Source organism: Microbacterium resistens (assembly GCF_031456305.1).
In the GTDB taxonomy this organism is placed as follows: Bacteria; Actinomycetota; Actinomycetes; order Actinomycetales; family Microbacteriaceae; genus Microbacterium; species Microbacterium resistens_A.
The window spans coordinates 131529-153530 of sequence record NZ_JAVDUM010000006.1 but is presented as its reverse complement, the minus strand read 5'-3'; the positions used below and the strand labels follow the sequence as shown (position 1 = coordinate 153530).

Sequence of the window (22002 nt, the reverse complement as noted above, 5' to 3'; positions counted from 1 at the left end):
GCGAACGGGAACGTGGGTAACGAACGGGAACGTGGTGAACGAAGGTGCCGTGGGCGGGGAGCAGGCGTATCGTCGCCAGAGGGGACACCGGACAGCACGACCGGAGGTGCACGGATGGAAAAGGCACAGGGGATCATCCCCTCCTATCTGCTCTCACGGCTGGCCAGATCGGAGCGCTTCCCGAGGGCGGCTGAGGCGGCGCGACAGACGCTGACGGTCGGCAGGCCGGTCTTCCGGTCCCGCCTGGAGCTGTCGATCGACGAGAACGGCACCCTCGTCGCCGAGATCGAGGCGGCGCCGAGTCGTACGATCAGCGATGCGCGCGGGACCGAGAAGCTCCCGGGCACGGTGGTGCGCCGAGAGGACGACGGCCCGGTCGCGGACGCGGCGGTCAACGAGGCGTTCGACGGGCTCGGCGCCACGTTCGATCTACTGGGGGAGGCGTTCGCCCGCAACTCGCTGGACGGCGCCGGCGCCCCGCTCGATGCCACTGTCCACTACGGGACCGGATACGACAACGCGTTCTGGGACGGGCAGCGCATGGTCTTCGGCGATGGAGACGGACAGGTCTTCCACGGCTTCACCGCCTCGATCTCGGTGATCGGGCACGAGCTCGGCCACGGCGTGATCCAGAGCACCGCAGGCCTGGAGTACCGGGATCAGTCCGGCGCGCTGAACGAGTCGATCGCCGACGTGCTCGGCGCCCTCACCGAGCAGCACCTGCGCGGCCAGACCGCCTCCGCCGCCAGCTGGCTGATCGGCGCGGGGATCTTCACGTCCGCGGTCGAGGGGAAGGCCCTCCGGTCGATGCTCGCTCCCGGGACCGCCTATGACGACGATGAGCTCGGCAAGGACCCGCAGCCCGCGCACATGCGGGACTTCGTGCACACGGAGGAGGACAACGGCGGGGTGCACATCAACTCCGGAATCCCGAACCGCGCGTTCGCGCTGTTCGCCCGCGACCTCGGCGGCAACGCCTGGGAGACCGCGGGCGGCGTCTGGTACCGCGCGCTGACCGGAGGCCTCTCCCCCACGGCGACCTTCGCCGCGTTCGCGAAGGCGACGGTGTCCGCCGCCGCAGCAGACGGCGACCGGGTCGTGGCGGCATTGCGTCGAGCATGGACGGCCGTGGGTGTGATCGAGGACGGGAAGGGCGATGCACGATCCGACGCCTCCCGATGACGACCGCGGGGAGAACGTGAACGGAGGCCCCACCCCCGGCCCCGAGCCCGGCCCCGCCCCGGCCTCCGCGATCGTCATCATCGTCACGCGGAGCGGCGGCATCGCCGGAATCCGCCGGGAGTGGCGGGTCGAGCCGCCGCAGGACGGCACCGAGCGCTGGGCGGCGCTCGTCGACCTGTGCCCCTGGGACGCCCCCGCACCCACTGATCGCGAGGCCGATCGCGGAGCAGAGCACGATACCGATCGCGGAGTCGAGCGCGATACCGATCATGGGGCCGATCGCTTCGTGTGGCGGATCGATGTGCGGATGCCGACCCGCCGGTGCGAGCGCGAGGTGCCCGAGACGCAGCTCAACGGGCCGTGGCGAACCCTCGTCGACGCCGTCCGCGACGCCGCCGGACGCTGACGCGAACGCCGATCCGGACGTGTCTCAGCGCCGGGGACGCCCGCCGAAACGCCCCGCGCCCGGCCCGCTCGGTGGGGCGGCGACCATCTCGCCGCGGAGCGGCCAGCGGCCGGACTTCCTGCGGAACTCGATCGCCATGAGCAGCGGCGTCATGTCGTACATGCGGAGGTTCAGGCGGAGCTTCGCCCCCGTCGAGGAGCGGATGCTCAGCGTGGGCCGGCCGTTCTGCATCCACATCCGGTAGTCGACGATGTCCGTGTAGGCGATCAGATGCTCACGCCCGAGGATCGTGCGGAAGGCCACCTCGTCCGCGCGAGGGGCGACGTACCAGTTGCGGTACATCATCAGGAGGAAGAGTCCGCCGAGGAGGATCACGACGGCCGCGATCTTCATCGGGATCAGGTCGGGAACGTCCTCCGCCGTGAACGCCGCGAGCCCCATGAGGAACCCCGCGGCGACGAGAAGAGCGGCGAGGACCAGGAAGAGCTTGGGCATCCGCACGCGATCCGGATGCTCCTTCGATCGATTCGGATGCCTGCGCGCCCACCAGGCCACGCCGATCACCCCCACGATGGCGAGCGCGATCAGCACATATTTGAGGACCGTCGCGAATGCCATCCTCAGACGCTACCAACGCCGGGCCGACGCCGGGCCGTGCGCGCCTTCGGGCATCCGCGCGCGGGCCGTGGCACTACCGCGGCCCGCGCCCGAAGAGCCCGGCGAACAGGGTGTGGGCGAGCGGGATCGCCGAGACGATGACGAGGACGGTGCCGAGCACCGGGTTGACCGGCATCAGCAGCGCGCCGCCGATCAGGAGGGCGGCGAACAGCACCGCCGAGAGCACGCGGACGCCGATCCTCTCCAGCCGGTCGAGGCGGCGCTCGAGGCGGGAGGTGTCGAAGGTGACGGTCCCCTGATCCATCCTGGTGATCAGGGCGTCCGCGCGCTTCGGAAGCCGCCAGATCACCCCGGCGTTCGCCAGCGCCTCCTGGGCGAGGTCGCGCATCATGCCGCCGCTCTCCTCGCGGAGGAGCCGCGCGGCGTACGGCTGCACCGAGTCCCAGATGTTGAAGTCGGGGTCGAGCCCGCTGCACAGCCCCGAGGTGAGCGAGACGGCGCGGATCAGGAGCAGCAGCCGCTCGGGCAGCTGGAACGGGAGCGCTCGGACCATGTCGCCGAACTCGACGGCGAAGTCGCGGAACTCCCGCGGATCGACGTCCCTCAGCTCGGTGAAGCTCATACCGCCGAACCGGTCGAACAGCTGGGTGAGCGCGTGCTCCAGCGTCACCCTGTCGGCCGTGGGGAGGAGCACTCCCATCTGCTGCGCCGCGTCGATGAGCCCACGCCCGTCGCGGGCGGCGACGGCGATCACGAGCATGCGGAGGCTGCTGCGCAGCTCGGCGGGGACCTCGGCCATCATCCCGAAGTCCACGAACGTCAACCGCCACGCGGGGCCCTCCCCCTCGGGGAGCGGGGTGACGAAGATGTTCCCCGGGTGCGGGTCGGCGTGCACGAATCCATGCGTGAAGAGCTGATCGAACATCACCGCCGCGAAGACGTGCGCGACCTCGGACCGATCGATGCCGGCTGCCCGCAGGGCGTCGGTGTCGTTGATCTTGATGGCCGACACATCGGAGAGGATCAGCACCCGCCGCGTCGTGCGCTCCCATGCGATCCGCGGGACGCCAACCCGGATGTCTCCATCGAAGCATTCCGCGAACCGCTCGGCGTTGGCCGCCTCATGGAGGTAGTCGATCTCCTCCATGCTCGTCTGCGCGAACTCCTCGACGAGTGCGGGAGCATCGACGCGCGTGGCGACGAAGCGGACCCGACGGAGCCAGCCGCCTACGCGACGGAGAGCGGCGAGATCGACCTTCACGATCTCGTCGATGCCCGGCCGCTGCACCTTGACGATCACGTCCTCGAAGCCCGCGTCGGCGGCGTCGGGCGCGGACAGCCGGGCCCGATGCGCCTGCCCGAGCGATGCGGCGGCGACCGGCGTCTCGTCGAAGGCGGCGAAGGCGCGTTCCAGCGACACGCCCAGCTCCGCCTCGGCGAGCGCGCGGATGTCCGGGAACGGCACCGCCGGCACCTCGTCCTGCAGCCCTTCCAGCTCCGCGGTGATCTCCGGCGGGAGCACGTCCAGGCGCGAGGAGAGGAACTGGCCGACCTTGATCATGAGTCCGCCGAGCTCGACCGCCAGCGCGTGGAAGCGCTTGGCGAGCCGGGTCATCCTGGCGGCTCTCGTCCGCTCGGCCACGGCGGCGAGCCCCAGCCTCGGCAGAATCAGCTCGTACCACCAGATCTGCACGAAATGGCGCGCGGCGAAGAGCAGGATGCGGCGATAGCGGGCGCGGTGTGCTCCGTCAGCCATCGAGAGGTCCCCTTCCGATCCGGGCGCGCCGCGCTGCGGCGGGACGCCGGATCCGTCCGACGCCGACGTTAGCCCTGAGCGAGGATGGTGTACAGCTTGCGGCGCGCCTCGTCGAGCACCTCGATCGCCTGTTCCACCTGCTCGGGACTCCCGGTCTGCCCGACCTGGGCCGCCGCACCGGCGAGCTCCATGCCCGCCTTCGGCAGCGCGGTGACGCGCGCGCCGTGCTTGCTGCTGGACGTCTCCCACGGCACGGGCTTCTCCGCGGCGTCCGCCGCCGCCTCGCGCCCGATGTCGGTGAGCGAGTACGTCTTGCGCCCGTTCTGCTCCTCGGCCGTGATCAGCCCTTCGTCCGCCAGCAGCTGGAGCGTCGGGTACACCGACCCCGCGCTCGGCTTCCAGGATCCGCCGCTGCGATCCTCGATCTCGTGGATGATCTGGTAGCCGTGCATCGGCTCCTCGGCGAGGAGTGCGAGCACCGCTGCCCGCACGTCGCCCCGGGCCATCCGCGGCGTCCCGCCGCGCTGCTCGAACGTCGCCCGAAGCTGGTCCATGGCCTCCCAGAGCGCGCCGCCCGGGCCACCGCCCGGCCGCCCGAATCCGCCGGGACCGCCGAACCCGCGACCCCCACCCGCACCGAACCCGCCCTGCCCGAACGAACCGTTCATGATGATCTCCTCGTTGGATGCCGCTCCGCGGTGCCGCGCGAGCGATAGTTAACGATATATCGGGATGTATCGGATGGGAAGGTTCGAGCGCAGATGTCCCCCTAACGGCGGACGCGGGCTTCCCGTCGTTCGAGCGACTATGGGACGGAGCCTGAATGTGAGAACCAGGAGGCGATGATGAAGTGGATACGGAGGTTCCTCTGGGGGCTGCCCGCTCCCCTCATCCTCCTGCTACTCCCCCTCGTGTCGAGCATGCCATTCAGCTATTGGAACGTCCTTGCCGCCATATTGGCGATGATCATCTGGATGGTGTCGCAGGAGTTCTACGAACGACGAGCCCGACGGCGCCTGCCCGACGACACTCCTGCGGAGTAGCCACGCAGCGTCGCCTCAGGCCGCGGCGATCCCCCACATCGCGATCCTCACCGTCGCGTCCACACGATCGGCGCCGAGAGGCCGGCCCCGCAAGGCCTCGTACGACGCCAACGCGACGAACTGATCCGCGAGCGCCTCGGCGTCCACGTCGTCTCGCACCTCTCCCGCGGCGCGGGCGCGCTCGATCCGCTCCACGATCCACGCGACGATGGGGCCGGCGAGCCGCTCGTTCAGGGCATCGCCGAGCGCGGGGTCCGTCGCCGTCACGGCGATCAGGGCTCGGGCGAGCGCGACGCCCTCGGGACGCGCGAGTCCGTCCGACACTGCGGCGAGCCACGCCCGCAGGTCGGCGGTCAGATCCGACGAGGTCGGCACCGGGTCGGCGATGCCCGGCAGGGAGCCCTCCAGCAGCGCCTCGCCGAGGATCGCCGCCTTCGACGGCCACCAGCGGTAGATGGTCTGCTTCGACACCTCGGCCTCGGCGGCGAGCCCCTCGATCGTCACCGCGTCGTACCCCTCGACGGTGATCGCGCGACGCATCGCGACGAGCACCGAACGACGGGCTTTCTCACTGCGCGGACGGGGCATCCCCCGAGCGTATCGAGGTGTAGCCTGATCCATAAGTGGACGCATCGTTGCGTAATCCGAACGCGACCGACGTCCGAGCGAACAGGAGAAACCATGGCCCTCACCGCGCACTCCTCCATTGGAGACTGGCTCGCCGACCCGACCGGGGGCGACCTGATCCGCGGCCTGCTCGCGCAGTCGGGAGCCGACCCCGAGTCCCTGACCCCCGTGCTGGGCCTCCCCCTCCAGCAGCTGGTCGTCATGAGCCAGGGCGCGATGCCGCAGTCCGTCGTCGACGACCTCGTGCGCGCGGCGAACGGCGGCGAGATCCCCCAGGACGAGGCGGGCACGGGATGGTTCGAGCGGATCGCGCCCGGCCGCTTCTCCGGCAAGACGGTGATCGTGACGGGGGCCGCGTCCGGCATCGGGAAGGCGACCGCATCGCGGATCGCGCGCGAAGGCGGCCGGGTGATCGCCTGCGACATCGCGGCCGACAAGCTCGACGCCCTGAAGGCCGAGCTCCCGGACGCCGACATCGTCACCGTCGACGGCGACCTGACCCGCCAGGACGCGATCGACCGCGTCGTCGCCGCGGCGGGCGAGCGGATCGACGGCCTCGCGAACGTCGCCGGCATCAACGACGACTTCTCCCCCGCGGGCGAGACCCCCGACGCGGTGTGGGACCGGGTCATCGCGATCAACCTGACCGCGCCGTTCAAGCTCATGCGCGCCGTGCTCCCCGCGATGGAGGCGGCAGGCGCCGGCGCGATCCTCAACGTGTCGAGCGAGGCGGCGCTGCGCGGCAACTCCTCCGGCAACGCCTACACCGCGAGCAAGCACGGCATCGTCGGAGTGACGAAGTCGGCCGCGTTCATGTACGGCCCGAAGGGTATCCGGGTCAACTCCGTCGCTCCGGGCGGCGTCGCCACCGGCATCCCGATGCCGCCGCACATGTCGGAGTACGGATCCGGACGCCTCGCCCCGTTCCAGCAGGCGATCCCGACCGTGGCGACCGCCGAGCACCTCGCCGCCTCGATCACCTTCCTGCTCTCCGACGACGCCGTGAACATCAACGGCGCGATCCTCGCGTCCGACGGCGGGTGGTCGGTCCAGTAAGGGCGTGAGCGTGACGTGTTGCCCTTCTCGGTCGGGACGATCGAGAAGGGCGGACGTCCGTTCAGCCATGACCTGCGCAGGCCGTATGAGCGCGGTTCCTGCTCCGCTTCGAACGGAACCACCCGATTGAAACTGATGAAGAAACGCATACACCCGGCGATAAACTCCTGATCAGAAAGAGTGCTCCCCGCGTCCGCGGGGATGATCCCGTGGGGTGACGAGCGGGCGATGATCGGTCCCGGTGCTCCCCGCGTCCGCGGGGATGATCCGTACCTCTGGGTCGAGACGCTGATCACGATCCCGTGTTCCCCGCGTCCGCGGGGATGATCCGATGTCGATCTGCTCCTGATGCGTATGGGCGCCGTGCTTCCCGCGTCCGCGGGATGATCCCGGCTTCACGACCATTGTCGAGCACACCTTCGGGTGCTCCCCGCCTCTGCGGGGATGATCCGGGCGGGCAGGCTACAGACCAGAAGGTTGGGTGCCTCGCTCGCAGTCCAAAAACGTCACCCCTCGAGGAGACAACGGGCCCCGTCAACGGTGCCGGACGAACGATGCCTTAAGGGCTCCGGCCCGTTGACGTCCGCACCGGTGGCCGGCCGAACCACAGGCCGAACCACACGTAACCATGCAGGCCATCGCTGATGACTCCGCTGTCCTCGCCGAAACACCCGTGCCCGCCGCGCCCGAGGCGAGCGACGCTTCCTCGGGGCTCCCAGCCATCCCCTATCCTGCAGATGACGACGGCCCCCGAGGAAGAGGCTCACGTGACCAGCGACACCGCACCCGACCCCTTCCAAGGGCTGAGTGAAACGGTGTGTGTCGCCTGGGCGAAGTCCGACATGGACCCAGTGACCCAGGAGGTGAAGGGCTGGCTTCCGGTCTACCAGCACCTCGCGGACACAGCGGCGATCGCCGGGCTCCTCTGGGACCGATGGCTGTCCCCCTCGGTGAAACGCCTCATCGCGAAGGATGTCGGATCGGCAGAACATGCGCGATCTCTCGCGGTCTGGCTCGCCGGCACCCATGACCTCGGGAAGATCTCACCGGCGTTCGCGGTGCAGGTGCGCGCACTCGCTCACCCGATGCAGTCGCAAGGACTGAACATCGCGAGATCCATCGAGGGGACGGAGGAGCGACGAGTCGCGCGGCACGAGATCGTCAGCCACCTGGCCGTCACCGCCTGGCTCCGCGATGTCCACGGGTACGGCATGCCCACCGCGGACAAGCTAGGCAGTGTCCTCGCCGCCCACCACGGCCGTCCGCCCGGTCCCTCCGCTGTTCGGCAGACGGCAAGCGATGCTCGCCTGCACGGAGACGGGCTCTGGGCGCACGCCCGCGTCGAGCTGTTGGAGGCCATCACCGCCGAGCTCGATATCGACCCCGCCTGGTGGCGCGAATCGACGATCACCCAGCCGACTCTCGCTCTCCTCAGCGCGTTCGTCATCGTCGCGGACTGGATCGCCAGCAGCGACCACTTCCCGCTCGCGGCGCCCGGCACCCAGCCGACGGAATCCGCCGCCGTCCGCGCCACCCGGGCCTGGCGGGAGCTCGCCATGCCTCCCCCGTGGACCGCCCATGCGCCGGCGGACGATCGCGAACTGTTCCGCACCCGGTTCGGGATCGACGCCGAACCCCGCCCGATCCAGCGCGAGATGATGCGCCTGGCCCGCGAGATCGATGCCCCGACGTTGATCATCCTCGAAGCCGACACGGGTATCGGCAAGACCGAAGCGGCACTCGCGGCGGCGGAGATCCTCTGCGAACGGTTCGACCGCTCAGGAATCTTCCTCGGACTCCCGACCCAGGCGACGGCGGACGGGATGTTCACCCGCATCCTGTCCTGGGCCGAACGTCTCGAGCTGAACGAGCCGCTCAACGTCTTCCTCGCCCACGGCAAGGCCCGCCTGAACGAGCAGAACGCCAGACTGCTCCGCACCGCCTTCGGATCCGTCGCGATGGACGATGCCTCCGAAGACCACCTGGTGACGGCGCACACCTGGTTCGCGGACTCGAAACGCGGCCCGCTCTCGTCCCTGGTCATCGGCACGATCGATCAGGCCCTGTTCGGTGCGCTGCGGACCCGTCACGTCGCTCTTCGCCACCTCGCCCTCGCCGGAAAAGTGGTGATCCTCGACGAGGTCCACGCCTACGACACCTTCATGAACCAGTACATGGAGCGGATCCTGCACTGGCTCGGCGCCTACGACGTGCCCGTCATCATGCTCTCGGCCACGCTGCCCGCCGAGCGACGCAAGAGCTTCGTCAAGGCCTACGAGAGCGGGCGCCCGCGGCCGATCGTCCGGCGCGGCCGAGCTGCTCGGCGCGCAGCCGCGGAAGCAGGAGCGACCGGTCCCGCGCCGACGGACGTTCTCGCCGGAGACATCGGCTACCCCTCGATCGTGGTCTCGCGCGCCCACGCTGACCCGCTGATCGTCCACCCCGCCGATACCGGTCGTGAGCGCAGGATCGTGCTCGACCGGGTCGAGGACGATCCTGCGTCGCTGCGCGCTCTCCTCGCCGACGCCCTCGTCGACGGAGGGTGCGCTGTCGTGATCCGCAACACCGTGCGCCGCGTACAGGAAACCGCCGCCGACCTGCGCGAGCAGTTCGGCGGCGACGCAGTGACCGTCGCTCATTCCCGCTTCCTCGGTCTGGATCGCGCAGCCCGCGACCGGCGCCTTCTCGATCTCTTCGGCCCGAGGGGCGCACGCCCCGGTCTGCATATCGTCGTCGCCTCCCAGGTCGTCGAACAGTCGCTGGACATCGACTTCGACATCATGATCAGCGATATCGCTCCGATCGATCTTCTGCTGCAACGCGTCGGACGGCTGCATCGGCACCCCCGAACAGGCCGCCCTCCCCTGCTCCGAGAGCCACGCCTCGTCCTCACCGGCGCCGAATGGAGCGAGGAGCCGCCTCGCACCTATCGCGACAACGAGCGGGTCTATGACCGGTCGATTCTGTTGCGGACTCTCGCCGTCCTCGCCGACCGCCGCTCCCTCGATCTCCCTAGGGACACCCCGTCCCTCGTCCAGGAGGTCTACGAAGAGCCCGCCACCCCCCTCCACTGGTCCTCTCCGGAGGAAGACGCACGTCTTCGCTCCGAAGATCGCAAGGCGAAAGCGCGCGCCAAGGCCACCACCTATCGGCTCGACACGGTGAACACCGCTGACAGCGCGAACCTGCTGAACTGGATCAAGGACGACGCTGGGGACCCGGATCGGGACCCTTCCGCCCGCGGAGCAGTTCGAGACACCGAGGAGACCTTGGAGGTCCTCGTCCTCCAGGAGGATGAGGAGGGGGTTCTCCGGACGCCATCCTGGCTCAGGAGGCACGGGGGCGCCGCCGTGCCGACCGAGTCCCTGCCCGCGCCGTGGCTGAGCGACGTGATCCTCGGCTGCTCCCTGCGGCTTCCCCTCGCGCTCTGCCGCGGAGAGCACATCGACCAGCACATCCGCACGCTGGAGCACCGCTATCCCGCTCCCGCCTGGCACGGCAGCCACGCACTCCGGGGAGAGCTGATCCTCGTCCTGGATGTCGACGGCCGGGTGACCCTGGAGCCCTTCGACCTCCTCTACACCCGGGAAGACGGCCTGTCCTTCTCCCGGTCTTCCTCCGAAAGCGAGCTCCCGCTATGACCCCTGCACGCTTCGATCTTCTGCAGGAGCCCTGGATCCCGGTCCGGTATGTCGACGGGAGCACCTCTGAGGTCTCCGTCCGGTCCGCGTTCCGAGACGCCTCGACGATCCGGGGGATCGATGGAGAACTGCCGACCCAGACGTTCGCTCTGACCCGACTGCTGCTGGCGATCCTGTACCGCGCCTCCTACGACGAGGAGAACGACCGCTGGCACGACGACTGGGCCCTCTGGTGGAACGAAGGGCTGCCCACCGAGGATATCGACGACTACCTGGACGAGTTCGCCGAGCGCTTCGACCTGTTCCATCCCGAACGGCCGTTCTTCCAGGTGCCGGACCTCCGCACAGGCTCGGGCGAGACGAAGGACACTGCACCGCTCGTCTTCGACCTGCCGAGCAATAACCGCCTCTTCACCACCCGCTCGGGTGCGGAGTCTCTACGACTCCCCTTCGCCGAGGCTGCGCGCTGGCTGGTGAACGCGCAGGCTTTCGACGCCTCCGGCATCAAGTCCGGAGCGGTCGGAGACGATCGGGTGAAAGGCGGAAGAGGGTATCCGATCGGCGTCTCCTGGTCCGGGCTGCTCGGCGGGGTGCTCGTCGAAGGCGACACCCTTCAGGAGACGCTGCTGCTGAACTTCGCACTCCCCGGCGTCGACATCGACGCGGAAGGACGCTTGGACCTTCCCCCGTGGGAGGACGACGCGCCCGATACCGCCGCCGTCCGGCATGCGCTGGCGCCCACCGGCCCGGTGCGCCTGTTCACCTGGCAGTCCCGCCGCATCCGCCTCGTGACAGACGGCGAGCGCGTGACCGGTTGCGTCCTCGCCAACGGCGACGCGCTGACCCCGCAGAACCAGCAGAACCACGAGCCGATGACGGGCTGGCGGTACAGCGAGCCCCAGTCGAAGAAGGCGGGCGTCACGACCTACATGCCCCGCGAGCATCAGCCCGACCGCGCCTTCTGGCGGGGCATCGGCGGGCTCCTGCCGAGTCGGGCAGAAACCCAGATGATCCGTGATGCGAAGAAGAACCCGCATCAGCGCTTCCGTGCGCCTGCCGTGCTCGAATCCGCCGAGAGGCGGATCGACACGCTCGGATCCGGAAGGCGCGTGCGCGTCCGCGCGATCGGGGTAATCTACGGCAGCAACAACTCGGTCATCGACGAGATCATCGACGACCGCATCACGCTCGCACTCACACTCCTGAGCCGCGAGCGCCCGGCCCTGGCCGCCATCGCCGAGAGTGCCGTCTCGCTCGCCGATCAAGGGGTCCGCGTACTCCGCTACCTGGCGGAGAACCTCGCCCGCGCGGCGGGAGGAGATGGCGAGGGGCCACGCGAACGCGCTGAGGCGACCGCCTATGCGCACTTCGACGGGATGTACCGCGAGTGGCTGGCGGGTCTCGACGACAGCACGGACACCGAGAAGGCGATCATGGCATGGCGCGACGACGCGCACCGCCTGCTGCGTCGTCTGGGCGCCGACCTCGTGAGCAACGCGAGCCCCGCCGCATGGGCGGGGCGAGAGGTCCAGGGGGAGCTCCTGAACACTCCACGCGCCGAGGGAAGGTTCCTCCGCGCACTGCACAAGACCTTCGCCATCGAGGACCCGTCGAGCGAAGGTCAGGACGAAAAGCCGGAAGAGGGGAACATCGCATGACCGACTATCAGGAGCGTGCTGACCGGACGGCCGACTTCGTCGCCGCCCGCGTCAGCGCCCTGCAGGCGCAGTATCAAAAGAATGTCGCCTCGGCCGTCTCCGCCCTGGCGCGGCTCCGCCGCGGGATCGGACGCGAACCGGGAGCAGATCTGGAGCTGCTCGGACTCGCCCTTCAACTCCCGCCATCCCAGAAGGACCAGGCAGACTCGCTCTACGATCTGCTCGACCTCCGCGGCGACGAGATCGCCCCGGAGGAACGTGCGGCCTTCGATGCCATCACGCTCTTCGCCCTGCACCAGCAGTCACGACGCGATGCCCCGATGCATCGGCGCGGCTACTCGTTCGGCCGTTCCTCTCGTCTTCTCGGCACGGACGACGCGGTACGTCGACGCTTCACTGCGCTGGGCACGGCGTCCACGCGGGAGGAGACGCTCCGTCATGCACGCGGCCTGATCCAGCAGTTCCGGCAGAAGCGGATACCCCTCGACTACGGCGCCTTCGCCCGCGATCTCCTCGACCTCCACGGACCGTTCGCCGACCGCGTGCGAGCGCGATGGGGACGGGACTACTTCCGCGTCCACCACCCTGACGACGACGCCGCCGACACCGACGACGCGACCACCACGACACCCGAAGACTGACCTCCGGAGGAGACCGACATGTCCCGCACCATCATCGATATCAACATTCTGCAGACCGTTCCGCCGTCGAACCTCAACCGAGACGACACCGGCAGCCCGAAGACCGCGATCTATGGCGGAGTCAGCCGCGCCCGCGTCTCCAGCCAGGCCTGGAAGCGCGCCACCCGGAAGGACTTCGAGAGCCGGCTGGACCGGAGCGAGCTGGGAACCCGCACCAAGCGGGTCGTGGAGCTGCTCGCCGAGCGGATCGTCGAAACGGACCGATCGATCACCCCCGAGCGGGCCGAGGAGCTCGCGACGCTCGCCTTTCCCGCCGCCGGGATCAAGCTCTCCGCACCCCGCCGCTCGACGAAGGAGAACCCGCTCCCGGAGGAGTCCGGATACCTGCTGTTCCTCAGCTCCCGTCAGATCGACCGGCTCGCGGCGGCGGCGATCGAGGCGAACGGCAGCGACGACGCCGCCGCCGCGCTCAAGGCCGCTGGGTTGAAGAAGTCGCTCGACCTCGACCACTCCGTCGATCTCGCGCTCTTCGGCCGCATGGTCGCCGATGCCTCCGACCTCAACGTCGACGCTGCCGCGCAGGTCGCCCACGCCATCAGCGTGCACTCGGCGGCGACGGAGTTCGACTACTTCACCGCGGTCGATGACCACAAGAACGCAGACGACGAGGAGGACGCGGGCGCCGGCATGATCGGGGTGGTGGAGTTCACCTCCTCGACCCTCTACCGTTACGCCACGGTGGATGGGAACCGATTGCTGGAGAACCTGGGCGACGCAAGGGCCACCCGCCGGGCTGTCGAGGCGTTCGTGCAGTCCTTCAGCAGAAGCCTGCCCAGCGGCAAGCAGAACACCTTCGCCAACCGGACGCTGCCTGATGCGATCGTGATCAGCGTCCGCGACACCCAGTCCGTCAACCTCGTCGGCGCATTCGAGGAGGCGATCACCGATCAGCAGCGTCTGAAGCGGGCGAGCACGGCGCTCGCCGAGCACGCCGCCGCGGTGGACGAGGCGTACGGCACCACGCCGGTGGCGACCTGGGTCGTTCGCGCCGCGCCCGGGGCTGCCGCGCTGGACGCCCTCGGCGAACGAGTGTCCCTGGACGAGGCCGTCTCGCGTCTGGGGGACGTGGTCGCAGAGCGGCTCCAGGCGTCGTCGTGACGACCCTCCTTCTCGAGCTGAGCGGCCCTCAGCAGGCCTGGGGTTCCCGCAGCCGCTACGCCACCCGCGCGACGGAGCTCGCCCCCACCCGCAGTGGGGTCATCGGGCTGTTCGCCGCCGCGCTCGGCATGGAGCGGACGGAGCCGCTAGATCGGTTCCGCGACCTCCGGATCGGCGTGCGCCTGGACCAGCCGGGAACTCTGGAGCGCGATTTTCAGACCGCTCGCTCGTTCGACGGCTCCACCTCCTATCCGCTGTCACAGCGCTATTACCTGGCCGACGCGGTGTTCCTGGTCGGCGTGGAGGGCCCTTCCGACGAACTCGTCGAGCTCCGCGCCGCCATCGCACGGCCGTACTTCCCGCTCTTCCTGGGTCGACGCGCCTTCCCGCCGAGCGGACCGATCCTCACCGAACTGGTCGACGCCCCTCTGAACGACGCACTCCGCGACGCACCCTGGCGCGCTCGACCTCACCACCGACGGACCCACTCGGAAGAGAAGGTCTCCCTCTCCACGATCACCGATCGAGCGGCAGGAGAGCCGTCCGGTGAGACGAGACAGGATGTGCCGGAGAGCTTCGATCCCCGCCGACGCCGCTACAGCGCCCGAGACGTCACCATCAGACGCGTGCTCGTGGACCATCCGGATCCCCGCCCGGGAGGGGGCCGTTCCTCCGTCCGGGAGGGGCTGCTCGGCTCGCCCACGGACCACGATCCGTTTTCCCTGCTCTCCGACGAGGAGATTTGATGTATCTGACTCGCTTCACCTTCAACCCGGCCCGCCGCGGGGCGCAGCGCCTTCTCGGATCGCCCCACGCCCTGCATGCCGCCGTGCTCGCCGGATTCCCCGACCCCACGGCCACGGAGACCGGTCGGGTGCTGTGGCGTCTGGACAGCAGCCGGAACCAGAAGCTGCTGTATGTCGTCTCCCCGCAACAGCCCGACCTCACGCACCTCGCCGAGCAGGCCGGATGGCCGACTCTGGAACAGGCGTGGGAGTCACGTCCCTACGAGGTCCTGGACCGGATCGCCGACGGGCAGAAGTACCAGTTCCGGCTCACGGCGAACCCGACTCGCACGGAGCGGAACGTGGAGGGGGGCCGCGGCAAGACCTATGGCCACGTCACCGTGTCGCAGCAGGAGGGATGGTTGCGGGACAGATCCGAACGATCCGGCTTCCGCCTCCGCGACGACGACCTGATCGTGTCCGACCGACGGACGCTGTCCTTCTCCCGCCGCGAGACGAGCGTCACCCTGCGGATCGCCAGCTATGAAGGCGTCCTCGAGGTCACGGATCGCGAGGCGTTCGTGCACACGCTCAGCTTCGGGCTCGGGCGCGCCAAGGGGTACGGCTGCGGCCTGATGACGCTCGCCGCGGCCCGGTGATCGCATGGCCAGCGGAGCGAAGCCGCCGTCGTTGCCGTGAACATCAACGGCGCGATCCTCGCCTCCGACGGCGGGTGGTCGGTCCAGTAAGGGCGTGAGCGTGGCTACTGGTAGCGTCGCACGGCCTCGCGGATGCCGTCGGCGTGCCCGTAGATCTCATCCAGATCGTCGATCGGGTGACGTGTCTCGTTCTTCTCTTCATCGAGCAGTCCGAGGTACTTCTGCTTTCCGTTGAAATGCAGTCGCGCGATCGGCTTCCGATTGTTGTCGTCGAGCAGGACGGCGAAGTAGCTCTTCGCATCACGTTGGGTCACGCGATACGGCTTCACCTCACCGCATGCAATGGCCTTGATGATCTGATATCCCTCAAGCTCTTCGAGAGTGGTGACGATCTCGGTGTCCCGGTCGAGGTCCTCTTCGGCGACTTCCGCGCTGGTCGCCGGTGGGGCCACGGCCGGGGTGTTCATTCCACTGACACCGAGTGCGATCTTCAGACGGTCGTTCACCCGTTCGGTGAGGAACTGCTGAGCGGCCTTGCCCACGAGACCTGTGAACTGCTGACGAACCCGCTGCGTGAATGCGCCGTCATAGACGCGAGCAGTGAAGAACTTGATCCACTCGTCACTCGGCTCCCGGAACTGCGTCGCGATCTCCCGCTTGAGGGCGCCGATGTACTTCAGCTCCTCCGCAGCGCTGATGATCGACTCCAAGTCGAAGCTATCCTTGCTGAGCTTCTGGATCTCGTGGATGAGCGTCTCGTCGATGTCGAGGAGGTCCAGAACGAGAAACGGCTTGGCGTCCATGCGGTTGGGCGCATCGAGGTCCGTGTAGAAGTGCCAGAGGACCCCATTGGTCAACACCGCGATACGGGCATTGGTGACGGCGAAATACCGGAAGAGCTGCGAGGCGTGCTCGAATTTGAGGGCACCCGTCGACGGCTTGCACTCGATGAGGATCTGAACCTCGTTGTCCCGCATGATCGCGTAGTCGATCTTCTCTCCGCGCTTGGTGCCCACATCGGCGGTGAACTCCGGCACGACCTCGAGAGGATCGAAGACGTCATACCCGAGGATCGTGGAGATAAACGGCATGACGAATGCGTTCTTCGTCGCTTCCTCTGTGCCTATCGCCGCAGCCTGGTTCTTCACCTTCGTGGCAAGGGACTCAAGGCGCTCTGCAAACTCCATGGCATTCTTCCGATCTCCGTTGATCCTCCGCGTGCCCCTGAGCGTATCGGAAGACGACCGAGGCGAAACGACGGCCTGCTCTCTCACCTCGGGCCCCATGCGCTCGCGCGTCCCGTCATCACCGCCCCAGTAGACTGGACAAGCCCCGCCGCCCTCGTCTCCAGGAGCCTGCGTGACCACGCCCAGCACCCCCGCAGAACACGTCCCCGACTCCGTCACCAACGCGATCGCGACTCCTGAGAAGGAGCAGCCGTACGGCGCGCTCGGCCTCAAGGACGACGAGTACGCCCGGATCCGCGAGATCCTCGGCCGCCGCCCCACCTCCGGTGAGCTGGCGATGTACTCTGTCATGTGGTCGGAGCACTGCTCCTACAAGTCCTCGAAGAACTACCTGCGCCGGTTCGGGCAGAAGGTCTCGGACGAGATGAAGGAACGCCTCATGGTCGGCATGGGGCAGAACGCGGGCGTCATCGACGTCGGCGAGGGCTGGGCCGTGACGTTCAAGGCGGAGAGCCACAACCACCCCTCGTTCATCGAGCCGTTCCAGGGCGCGGCGACGGGCGTCGGCGGCATCGTCCGCGACATCATCTCGATGGGCGCGCGGCCGGTCGCCGTCATGGACGCGCTGCGCTTCGGCGCCATCGACCACCCCGACACGGCCAGGGTCGTGCACGGCGTGACCAGCGGCATCAGCTTCTACGGCAACTGCCTGGGCCTGCCGAACATCGGCGGCGAGACGGTCTTCGACTCGGTCTACCAGGCGAACCCGCTCGTCAACGCCCTCGCCGTGGGCGTGCTCCGCCACGAGGACCTCAAGCTCGCCAACGCGACCGGCGTCGGCAACAAGGTCGTGCTGTTCGGCGCCCGCACCGGCGGCGACGGCATCGGCGGCGCGTCGATCCTGGCATCGGACTCCTTCGACCAGGCCGGACCGACCAAGCGCCCCGCGGTGCAGGTCGGCGACCCCTTCGCCGAGAAGGTGCTCATCGAGTGCTGCCTGGAGCTCTACCGCGACGAGCTCGTCGAGGCGATCCAGGACCTCGGCGCCGCCGGCATCTCCTGCGCCACCAGCGAGCTCGCCGCGAACGGCAACAGCGGCATGCACGTCTCGCTCGACAACGTCCTCCTCCGCGACCCCACGCTCACGGCCGAGGAGATCCTCATGTCGGAGTCGCAGGAGCGGATGATGGCGATCGTCGCCCCCGAGAAGCTCGACGCGTTCCTCGCCGTCACCGGCAAGTGGGAGGTCGAGACCTCGGTCCTCGGCGAGGTCACCGGCGACGGACGCCTCGTCATCGACTGGCAGGGCGAGCGCATCGTCGACGTCGACCCGTCCACGGTCGCGGTCGACGGCCCCGTCTACGACCGCCCGGTCGCCTACCCGACGTGGATCGACGCCCTTCAGGCCGACGCCGCGGAACTCCTCCCCCGCTCGAGCGACCCGGCCGTGCTGCGCGAGCAGTTCCTCGCGCTCGTCGCCTCCCCGAACCTCGCCGACACCTCCTGGATCACCAACCAGTACGACTACTACGTGCTCGGCAACACCGCCCTCAGCTTCCCCGACGACGCCGGCATGATCCGCGTCGACGAGGAGTCGGGGCTCGGATTCGCGATCGCGACCGACGCGAACGGCCGTTACTGCCAGCTTGACCCCTACGCCGGCGCGCAGCTGGCGCTGGCCGAGGCGTACCGGAACGTCGCCGTCACCGGCGCCGTTCCCACCGCGATCACCGACTGCCTCAACTTCGGATCCCCCGAGAACCCCGAGGTCATGTGGCAGTTCGGCCAGACGGTCGACGGGCTCGCCGACGGCTGCTACGCCCTGGGCACCCCCGTCACCGGCGGCAACGTGTCGTTCTACAACCAGACCGGCGACGTCCCGATCCATCCGACCCCGCTCGTCGGCGTCCTCGGGATCATCGACGACGTCTCCCGCCGCATCCCCTCCGGCTGGCAGGACGAGGGGCAGAACATCTACCTCCTCGGCGTCACCTCCGCCGAGCTGTCCGGATCCGCCTGGGCGGACACCGTGCACAGCCACCTCGGCGGGCGCCCGCCGGCCGTGGACCTCACCGGCGAGAAGCGTCTCGCCGGGCTCATCGCCGCCGCGCGCGACGAGTGGCTGATCTCCAGCGCCCACGACCTCTCCGAGGGGGGCCTCGCGCAGGCCCTCGCCGAGGGCGTGATGCGCTTCGGCATCGGCGCACGCGTCTGGCTCACCGAGATCATGGAGCGCGACGGCGTGGACGCGGCGACCGCGCTGTTCTCCGAGTCGACCGGTCGCGTGATCGTGACCGTGCCGCGCGAGGACGACGTGAAGTTCCGCGGGCTCTGCGAGGGTCGCGACTACCCGGTGCTGCGGATCGGCGTCACGGACTCCGAGCCGACGCTCGAGGTGCAGGACGTCTTCGCCGTCACCGTGGCGGAGCTGCGCGAGACCTCGCGCTCGACCCTTCCCGCCGCCTTCGGCCCGACCGTCGCCGAGCCGGTGGGCTGATCCCATGAGCGACGACCTCAGCGAGGACTACGGCGATCTCGGCGAACGCCGCAACCGCCGGATCCGCATCGTCGCCTGGGTGACGATCGGCGCACTGATCCTCGTCGGCGGCGGCGCGACGACCCTCACCGTCCTCTTCGGCTGACCCGGCCGTCGGTCGCTCGGCGACCCGTCGCCCGTCGATCCCGCGCCCGCCGCACTCGATCGACGCTTCCCGTCGCGATTTCGGCCGCTGGCGAGCCCGAGAAGCGGCCGAAATCGCGACGGGAGCAGAAGAGAACGGGCCGGCACCGAGGAGGCGCACAGGCACAGGTGCCGTCGAGTCGCCGCCCGGCCGTCCGACATCCGGGCTCGCGCTGTCGAAAACTGCACGCGCGGCGGAAATCCATGGCGCGTAAGCAGCAAAAGACAGCGCGAGCGAGGAGCCGGTCCGGAAAGAGCAGCGCGAGCTGAGGACGACTCAGGAAAAGGCAGCGCGGGCAACGCGGCGCGGGAACGGTTCAGAGAGCTGCAGTGCGAGCGCAGGAGAGAGCAGCGCGAGCCCGAGGCCAGCGGAGGAGAGGGCAGGGCTCAGAGGCGGAAGGTGGCGCGGGGGATGTCGTCGACGAGGCGGTGGGCCAGCACGAGGGCCTGGCCCTCGTCGAGGCGGTGCTCGGCGACCAGGCCCGCCAGATACCCCGCGTCCACGCGGCGGGACATGTCGTGGCGGGCCGGGATCGAGCAGAACGCCCTGGTGTCGTCGATGAAGCCGCTCGTCTTGACGAAGCCCGCGCTGTCGGTGACCGCGCGGCGGAACCGGCCGATCGCGTCGGGGGTGTCGATGAACCACCACGGCGCTCCGGCGTACACGCTCGGATAGAACCCCGCGAGCGGGGCGATCTCACGGCTGAAGGCGGTCTCGTCCACCGTGAACAGCACCATCCGGAAGGTCTCGCTGGTCCCGAAGGCCTCGAGGATCGGGGTGAGCGGCCGGGTGAACGCCGCGACGTCCGGAAGGTCGTGCCCGGAGTCGGGGCCGAAGCGCTCCAGCGTCGCGCGGTGATGGTTGCGGATGACGCCGGAGTGCAGCTGCATCACCAGGCCGTCCTCCGCCGCCATCTCGGCCAGCCGGTACAGCATGTCCCTGCGGTACGCGACGGCCTCGGCCGGGGTCGCCTCGCCGCGGAGGGCCGCCGCGTGGATGCGCTCGGCCTCGGCGGGGGCGAGCGGATCGGATCCGGCATCGAGCACACCGGTGTCGGTCGCGGTGGCCCCGGCGGCGAGGAACGCCTCCCGTCGCGCCCGCAGCGCCGCGAGCAGCCCGGCCCGGGACCCGGCGTCCACTCCCGCGGACGCCGACAGCTCGTCCAGCGCCGACGCCCATCCCGGCGCCCCCGGATCCATGTACCGGTCGGCGCGGAAGGTCGGCAGCACCCGCCCGCGGAAGGACGGGTCCTCACGGAGCCTGGCGTGCGCGCCGAGGTCGGCGGCCGGGTCGTCGGTGGTCGCGAGCACCTCGATCCGGAAACGCTCGAAGAGCGCCCTGGGCCGGAAGGCGTCCGTGCGCAGCTGTCCGTCGATGTGGTCGTAGAGCTCGTCCGCGTTGCCGGCGCTCGGCTGCTCGGTCACCCCGAAAACCTCCGACAGCGAGGTCTCGAACCAGTACCGCACCGGCGTGCCGAGGAACACATCCCAGTTCGTGCAGAACGCCCGCCAGACGTCCCGCGGATCGGCGGGCGCCGGCCCTCGCCCCAACGCGTCCAGGCTCGTCCCGGTCGCGTGGAGCAGGCGCAGCACGTAGTGGTCCGGCGTGATGAGGAGGGTCGCGGGATCGGGGAACGGCAGGTCGTCGGCGAGGAGCGCGGCGTCCACGTGCCCGTGCGGAGACAGGATCGGGGCGTCGGCGACCTCCGCGTACAGCGCGCGGGCGATGCGCCGGACTCCGGGGTCGGCCGGGAGCAGCCGATCGGGGTGGGGGGTCAGCGGTGCGGACGTCATCGATCTCCTCGGGTCGAAGCGGAAGCGCCCCGCCGGGACGCGGAAGGCCGCGCGGACGCGGACGATGAGGACGCGCCGGCGCGCGATGAGGACGCGCCGGACCCGGCGTCCGCCACGGGGCCGGTCGAGGCCCGGACGGTCAGATGCGTCGGCAGCACCGCCGCCTGACGATGCCGCGGCACGCCGGAGACGGTGCGCTCCGCCTGGAGCCGGTCGAAGAGGATCGCCACCGCCATCCGCGCGGCCTGCTCGATCGGTGCGGTCAGCGTGGTCAGCGGCGGGCTGCAGAAGTCCGCCCCGAAGATGTCGTCGCAGCCGACGATACTCATGTCCTCGGGGACGCGGACCCCTCGTTCGCGCAGCCGCATCAGCATCCCGATCGCGAGGAGGTCGTTGAAGGCGACGCAGGCGGTCGCACCCGTGTTCAGCGCGGCGTCCGCGGCCGCGGCCCCGGCGTTCTTCCGCGGCGAGAACGGGCCGACCCGCACGCACTCCAGCCCGAGCCTCTTCGCAGCGCTCGTGACCGCCCGCCAGCGCAGGTCGCTGGCCCAGCTGTTCGTGGGCCCGGCGACGTAGCAGATGCGCCGGTGGCCGAGCGAGGCGAGATGCTCCATCGCCTGGTCGAAGCCGTGCGGGGTGTCGATGAAGACCGAGGGGACGCCGGGGACCGCCCGGTTGAGGGCGACGATCGGCGTCTGCGCGGAGAGCTGGGCGAGCCTCTTGTCCGAGAGACGGGAGGCGGCGAGGATCGCGCCGTCATAGGAGCCGCGCAGCTCCGCGAGCATGCTCTCCTCCATCTCGTCCGACTCCTCGGTGTGCACGAGCAGCTGCGAGTACCCGGCCACCCGCAGCGCCTGCTGCGTGCCGCGGATGATCCCGAAGTAGAAGGGGTTCGTCACGTCCGAGACGAGCACGGCGACGACCCGCGAGCGCCCGCCGTTCCGCCCGGACGAGGACGTGTAGCCGATCTCCCTGGCGACGCGCTCGATGCGTTCCCTGGTCGCGGGGCTCCCCCGGCCCGGTGTCGACAGCGCCCGGGAGGCGGTGGACAGCGCGACATCGGCGGCCGCGGCCACGTCGGCCAGCGTCGCGCGACGGCCGGTCGGCGCGGTCTCGTGGTCTGACATGAGTGCCAGGCAAGCACAGGTGGCAAATTCTGGCAAGTGATTGC

At 69.5% G+C, this 22002-nt stretch carries 19 protein-coding genes; 12 read left to right on the top strand and 7 right to left on the bottom strand.

Annotation, left to right across the window (positions count from 1 at the left end; genetic code table 11):
- The first annotated feature begins 114 nt into the window (after positions 1 to 114).
- Complete coding sequence (locus tag J2Y69_RS08605) at positions 115 to 1182, top strand: M4 family metallopeptidase (protein ID WP_310019624.1); 1068 nt, start codon at positions 115 to 117, stop codon at positions 1180 to 1182.
- Positions 1157 to 1588 (top strand): protealysin inhibitor emfourin, encoded by a 432-nt coding sequence (locus J2Y69_RS08600; RefSeq protein WP_310019622.1) that lies wholly within the window; start codon positions 1157 to 1159, stop codon positions 1586 to 1588. Before J2Y69_RS08605 ends, J2Y69_RS08600 begins: the two co-directional genes overlap by 26 nt.
- Before the next feature lie 24 nt (positions 1589 to 1612).
- Here J2Y69_RS08600 and J2Y69_RS08595 read toward each other — a convergent pair whose 3' ends face one another.
- From J2Y69_RS08595 to J2Y69_RS08585, 3 genes are all read right to left on the bottom strand, one after another.
- Positions 1613 to 2206 (bottom strand): hypothetical protein, encoded by a 594-nt coding sequence (locus J2Y69_RS08595; protein ID WP_310019619.1) that lies wholly within the window; start codon positions 2204 to 2206, stop codon positions 1613 to 1615.
- Positions 2207 to 2279: 73 nt separating this feature from the next.
- A complete protein-coding gene (locus tag J2Y69_RS08590) occupies positions 2280 to 3962 on the bottom strand; it encodes an ABC1 kinase family protein (RefSeq protein WP_310019617.1) in 1683 nt (560 codons plus the stop codon).
- 68 nt (positions 3963 to 4030) lie between these two features.
- Complete coding sequence (locus J2Y69_RS08585; RefSeq protein ID WP_310019614.1) at positions 4031 to 4630, bottom strand: PadR family transcriptional regulator; 600 nt, start codon at positions 4628 to 4630, stop codon at positions 4031 to 4033.
- A gap of 174 nt (positions 4631 to 4804) precedes the next feature.
- On the opposite strand from J2Y69_RS08585, the gene J2Y69_RS08580 reads away from it, so the two are divergent.
- Complete coding sequence (locus J2Y69_RS08580) at positions 4805 to 5005, top strand: hypothetical protein (RefSeq protein ID WP_310019612.1); 201 nt, start codon at positions 4805 to 4807, stop codon at positions 5003 to 5005.
- 15 nt (positions 5006 to 5020) lie between these two features.
- Here the strand turns inward: J2Y69_RS08580 and J2Y69_RS08575 are convergent, their stop codons facing one another.
- Positions 5021 to 5593 carry a TetR/AcrR family transcriptional regulator gene (locus tag J2Y69_RS08575; RefSeq protein ID WP_310019610.1) on the bottom strand — a complete coding sequence of 191 codons (573 nt, stop codon included), beginning with the start codon at positions 5591 to 5593 and terminating at the stop codon, positions 5021 to 5023.
- Positions 5594 to 5686: 93 nt separating this feature from the next.
- Between J2Y69_RS08575 and J2Y69_RS08570 the strand changes: the two genes are divergently transcribed.
- The 7 genes from J2Y69_RS08570 (at position 5687) to cas6e (ending at position 15170) form a co-directional block, all read left to right on the top strand.
- The gene (locus tag J2Y69_RS08570) at positions 5687 to 6688 is read left to right on the top strand and encodes an SDR family NAD(P)-dependent oxidoreductase (protein WP_310019608.1); all 1002 of its coding nucleotides are present in this window, start codon (positions 5687 to 5689) and stop codon (positions 6686 to 6688) included.
- A gap of 767 nt (positions 6689 to 7455) precedes the next feature.
- Positions 7456 to 10329: a CRISPR-associated helicase Cas3' gene (gene cas3, locus J2Y69_RS08565; protein ID WP_310019606.1), complete on the top strand. Its 2874-nt coding sequence runs from the start codon at positions 7456 to 7458 to the stop codon at positions 10327 to 10329.
- A complete protein-coding gene (casA, locus tag J2Y69_RS08560) occupies positions 10326 to 11987 on the top strand; it encodes a type I-E CRISPR-associated protein Cse1/CasA (RefSeq protein WP_310019604.1) in 1662 nt (553 codons plus the stop codon). Before cas3 ends, casA begins: the two co-directional genes overlap by 4 nt.
- A complete protein-coding gene (casB, locus tag J2Y69_RS08555) occupies positions 11984 to 12628 on the top strand; it encodes a type I-E CRISPR-associated protein Cse2/CasB (protein ID WP_310019602.1) in 645 nt (214 codons plus the stop codon). The genes casA and casB overlap by 4 nt, the downstream gene beginning before the upstream one ends.
- Positions 12629 to 12646: 18 nt before the next feature.
- Entirely contained in the window at positions 12647 to 13786 is a 1140-nt protein-coding gene (gene cas7e / locus J2Y69_RS08550) for a type I-E CRISPR-associated protein Cas7/Cse4/CasC (RefSeq protein WP_310019600.1), read from the top strand.
- Entirely contained in the window at positions 13783 to 14532 is a 750-nt protein-coding gene (cas5e, locus tag J2Y69_RS08545; RefSeq protein WP_310019598.1) for a type I-E CRISPR-associated protein Cas5/CasD, read from the top strand. The genes cas7e and cas5e overlap by 4 nt, the downstream gene beginning before the upstream one ends.
- On the top strand, positions 14532 to 15170 hold the full coding sequence (cas6e, locus tag J2Y69_RS08540) for a type I-E CRISPR-associated protein Cas6/Cse3/CasE (protein WP_310019596.1): 639 nt from the start codon (positions 14532 to 14534) through the stop codon (positions 15168 to 15170). The genes cas5e and cas6e overlap by 1 nt, the downstream gene beginning before the upstream one ends.
- 104 nt (positions 15171 to 15274) lie before the next feature.
- On the opposite strand, the gene J2Y69_RS08535 is transcribed toward cas6e, so the two are convergent.
- Positions 15275 to 16357 carry a type I restriction endonuclease gene (locus J2Y69_RS08535; RefSeq protein WP_310019724.1) on the bottom strand — a complete coding sequence of 361 codons (1083 nt, stop codon included), beginning with the start codon at positions 16355 to 16357 and terminating at the stop codon, positions 15275 to 15277.
- A 172-nt stretch (positions 16358 to 16529) separates the two neighbouring features.
- Between J2Y69_RS08535 and purL the strand changes: the two genes are divergently transcribed.
- A complete protein-coding gene (purL, locus tag J2Y69_RS08530; protein WP_310019594.1) occupies positions 16530 to 18854 on the top strand; it encodes a phosphoribosylformylglycinamidine synthase subunit PurL in 2325 nt (774 codons plus the stop codon).
- A gap of 4 nt (positions 18855 to 18858) precedes the next feature.
- Positions 18859 to 18999 (top strand): hypothetical protein, encoded by a 141-nt coding sequence (locus tag J2Y69_RS08525; protein WP_310019591.1) that lies wholly within the window; start codon positions 18859 to 18861, stop codon positions 18997 to 18999.
- Positions 19000 to 19424: 425 nt separating this feature from the next.
- Here the strand turns inward: J2Y69_RS08525 and uxaC are convergent, their stop codons facing one another.
- Both uxaC and J2Y69_RS08515 read right to left on the bottom strand, forming a co-directional pair.
- Positions 19425 to 20831 carry a glucuronate isomerase gene (uxaC, locus tag J2Y69_RS08520; RefSeq protein ID WP_310019588.1) on the bottom strand — a complete coding sequence of 469 codons (1407 nt, stop codon included), beginning with the start codon at positions 20829 to 20831 and terminating at the stop codon, positions 19425 to 19427.
- On the bottom strand, positions 20828 to 21958 hold the full coding sequence (locus J2Y69_RS08515; protein WP_310019585.1) for a LacI family DNA-binding transcriptional regulator: 1131 nt from the start codon (positions 21956 to 21958) through the stop codon (positions 20828 to 20830). Before J2Y69_RS08515 ends, uxaC begins: the two co-directional genes overlap by 4 nt.
- Positions 21959 to 22002 lie beyond the last annotated feature (44 nt).

Coding starts and splice junctions, on each gene's coding strand:
- J2Y69_RS08605 (WP_310019624.1), top strand. CDS start 115: ATGGAAAAGGCACAGGGGATCATCCCCTCCTATCTGCTCTCACGGCTG.
- J2Y69_RS08600 (WP_310019622.1), top strand. CDS start 1,157: ATGCACGATCCGACGCCTCCCGATGACGACCGCGGGGAGAACGTGAAC.
- J2Y69_RS08595 (WP_310019619.1), bottom strand. CDS start 2,206: ATGGCATTCGCGACGGTCCTCAAATATGTGCTGATCGCGCTCGCCATC.
- J2Y69_RS08590 (WP_310019617.1), bottom strand. CDS start 3,962: ATGGCTGACGGAGCACACCGCGCCCGCTATCGCCGCATCCTGCTCTTC.
- J2Y69_RS08585 (WP_310019614.1), bottom strand. CDS start 4,630: ATGAACGGTTCGTTCGGGCAGGGCGGGTTCGGTGCGGGTGGGGGTCGC.
- J2Y69_RS08580 (WP_310019612.1), top strand. CDS start 4,805: ATGATGAAGTGGATACGGAGGTTCCTCTGGGGGCTGCCCGCTCCCCTC.
- J2Y69_RS08575 (WP_310019610.1), bottom strand. CDS start 5,593: ATGCCCCGTCCGCGCAGTGAGAAAGCCCGTCGTTCGGTGCTCGTCGCG.
- J2Y69_RS08570 (WP_310019608.1), top strand. CDS start 5,687: ATGGCCCTCACCGCGCACTCCTCCATTGGAGACTGGCTCGCCGACCCG.
- casA (WP_310019604.1), top strand. CDS start 10,326: ATGACCCCTGCACGCTTCGATCTTCTGCAGGAGCCCTGGATCCCGGTC.
- casB (WP_310019602.1), top strand. CDS start 11,984: ATGACCGACTATCAGGAGCGTGCTGACCGGACGGCCGACTTCGTCGCC.
- cas7e (WP_310019600.1), top strand. CDS start 12,647: ATGTCCCGCACCATCATCGATATCAACATTCTGCAGACCGTTCCGCCG.
- cas6e (WP_310019596.1), top strand. CDS start 14,532: ATGTATCTGACTCGCTTCACCTTCAACCCGGCCCGCCGCGGGGCGCAG.
- J2Y69_RS08535 (WP_310019724.1), bottom strand. CDS start 16,357: ATGGAGTTTGCAGAGCGCCTTGAGTCCCTTGCCACGAAGGTGAAGAAC.
- J2Y69_RS08525 (WP_310019591.1), top strand. CDS start 18,859: ATGAGCGACGACCTCAGCGAGGACTACGGCGATCTCGGCGAACGCCGC.
- uxaC (WP_310019588.1), bottom strand. CDS start 20,831: ATGACGTCCGCACCGCTGACCCCCCACCCCGATCGGCTGCTCCCGGCC.
- J2Y69_RS08515 (WP_310019585.1), bottom strand. CDS start 21,958: ATGTCAGACCACGAGACCGCGCCGACCGGCCGTCGCGCGACGCTGGCC.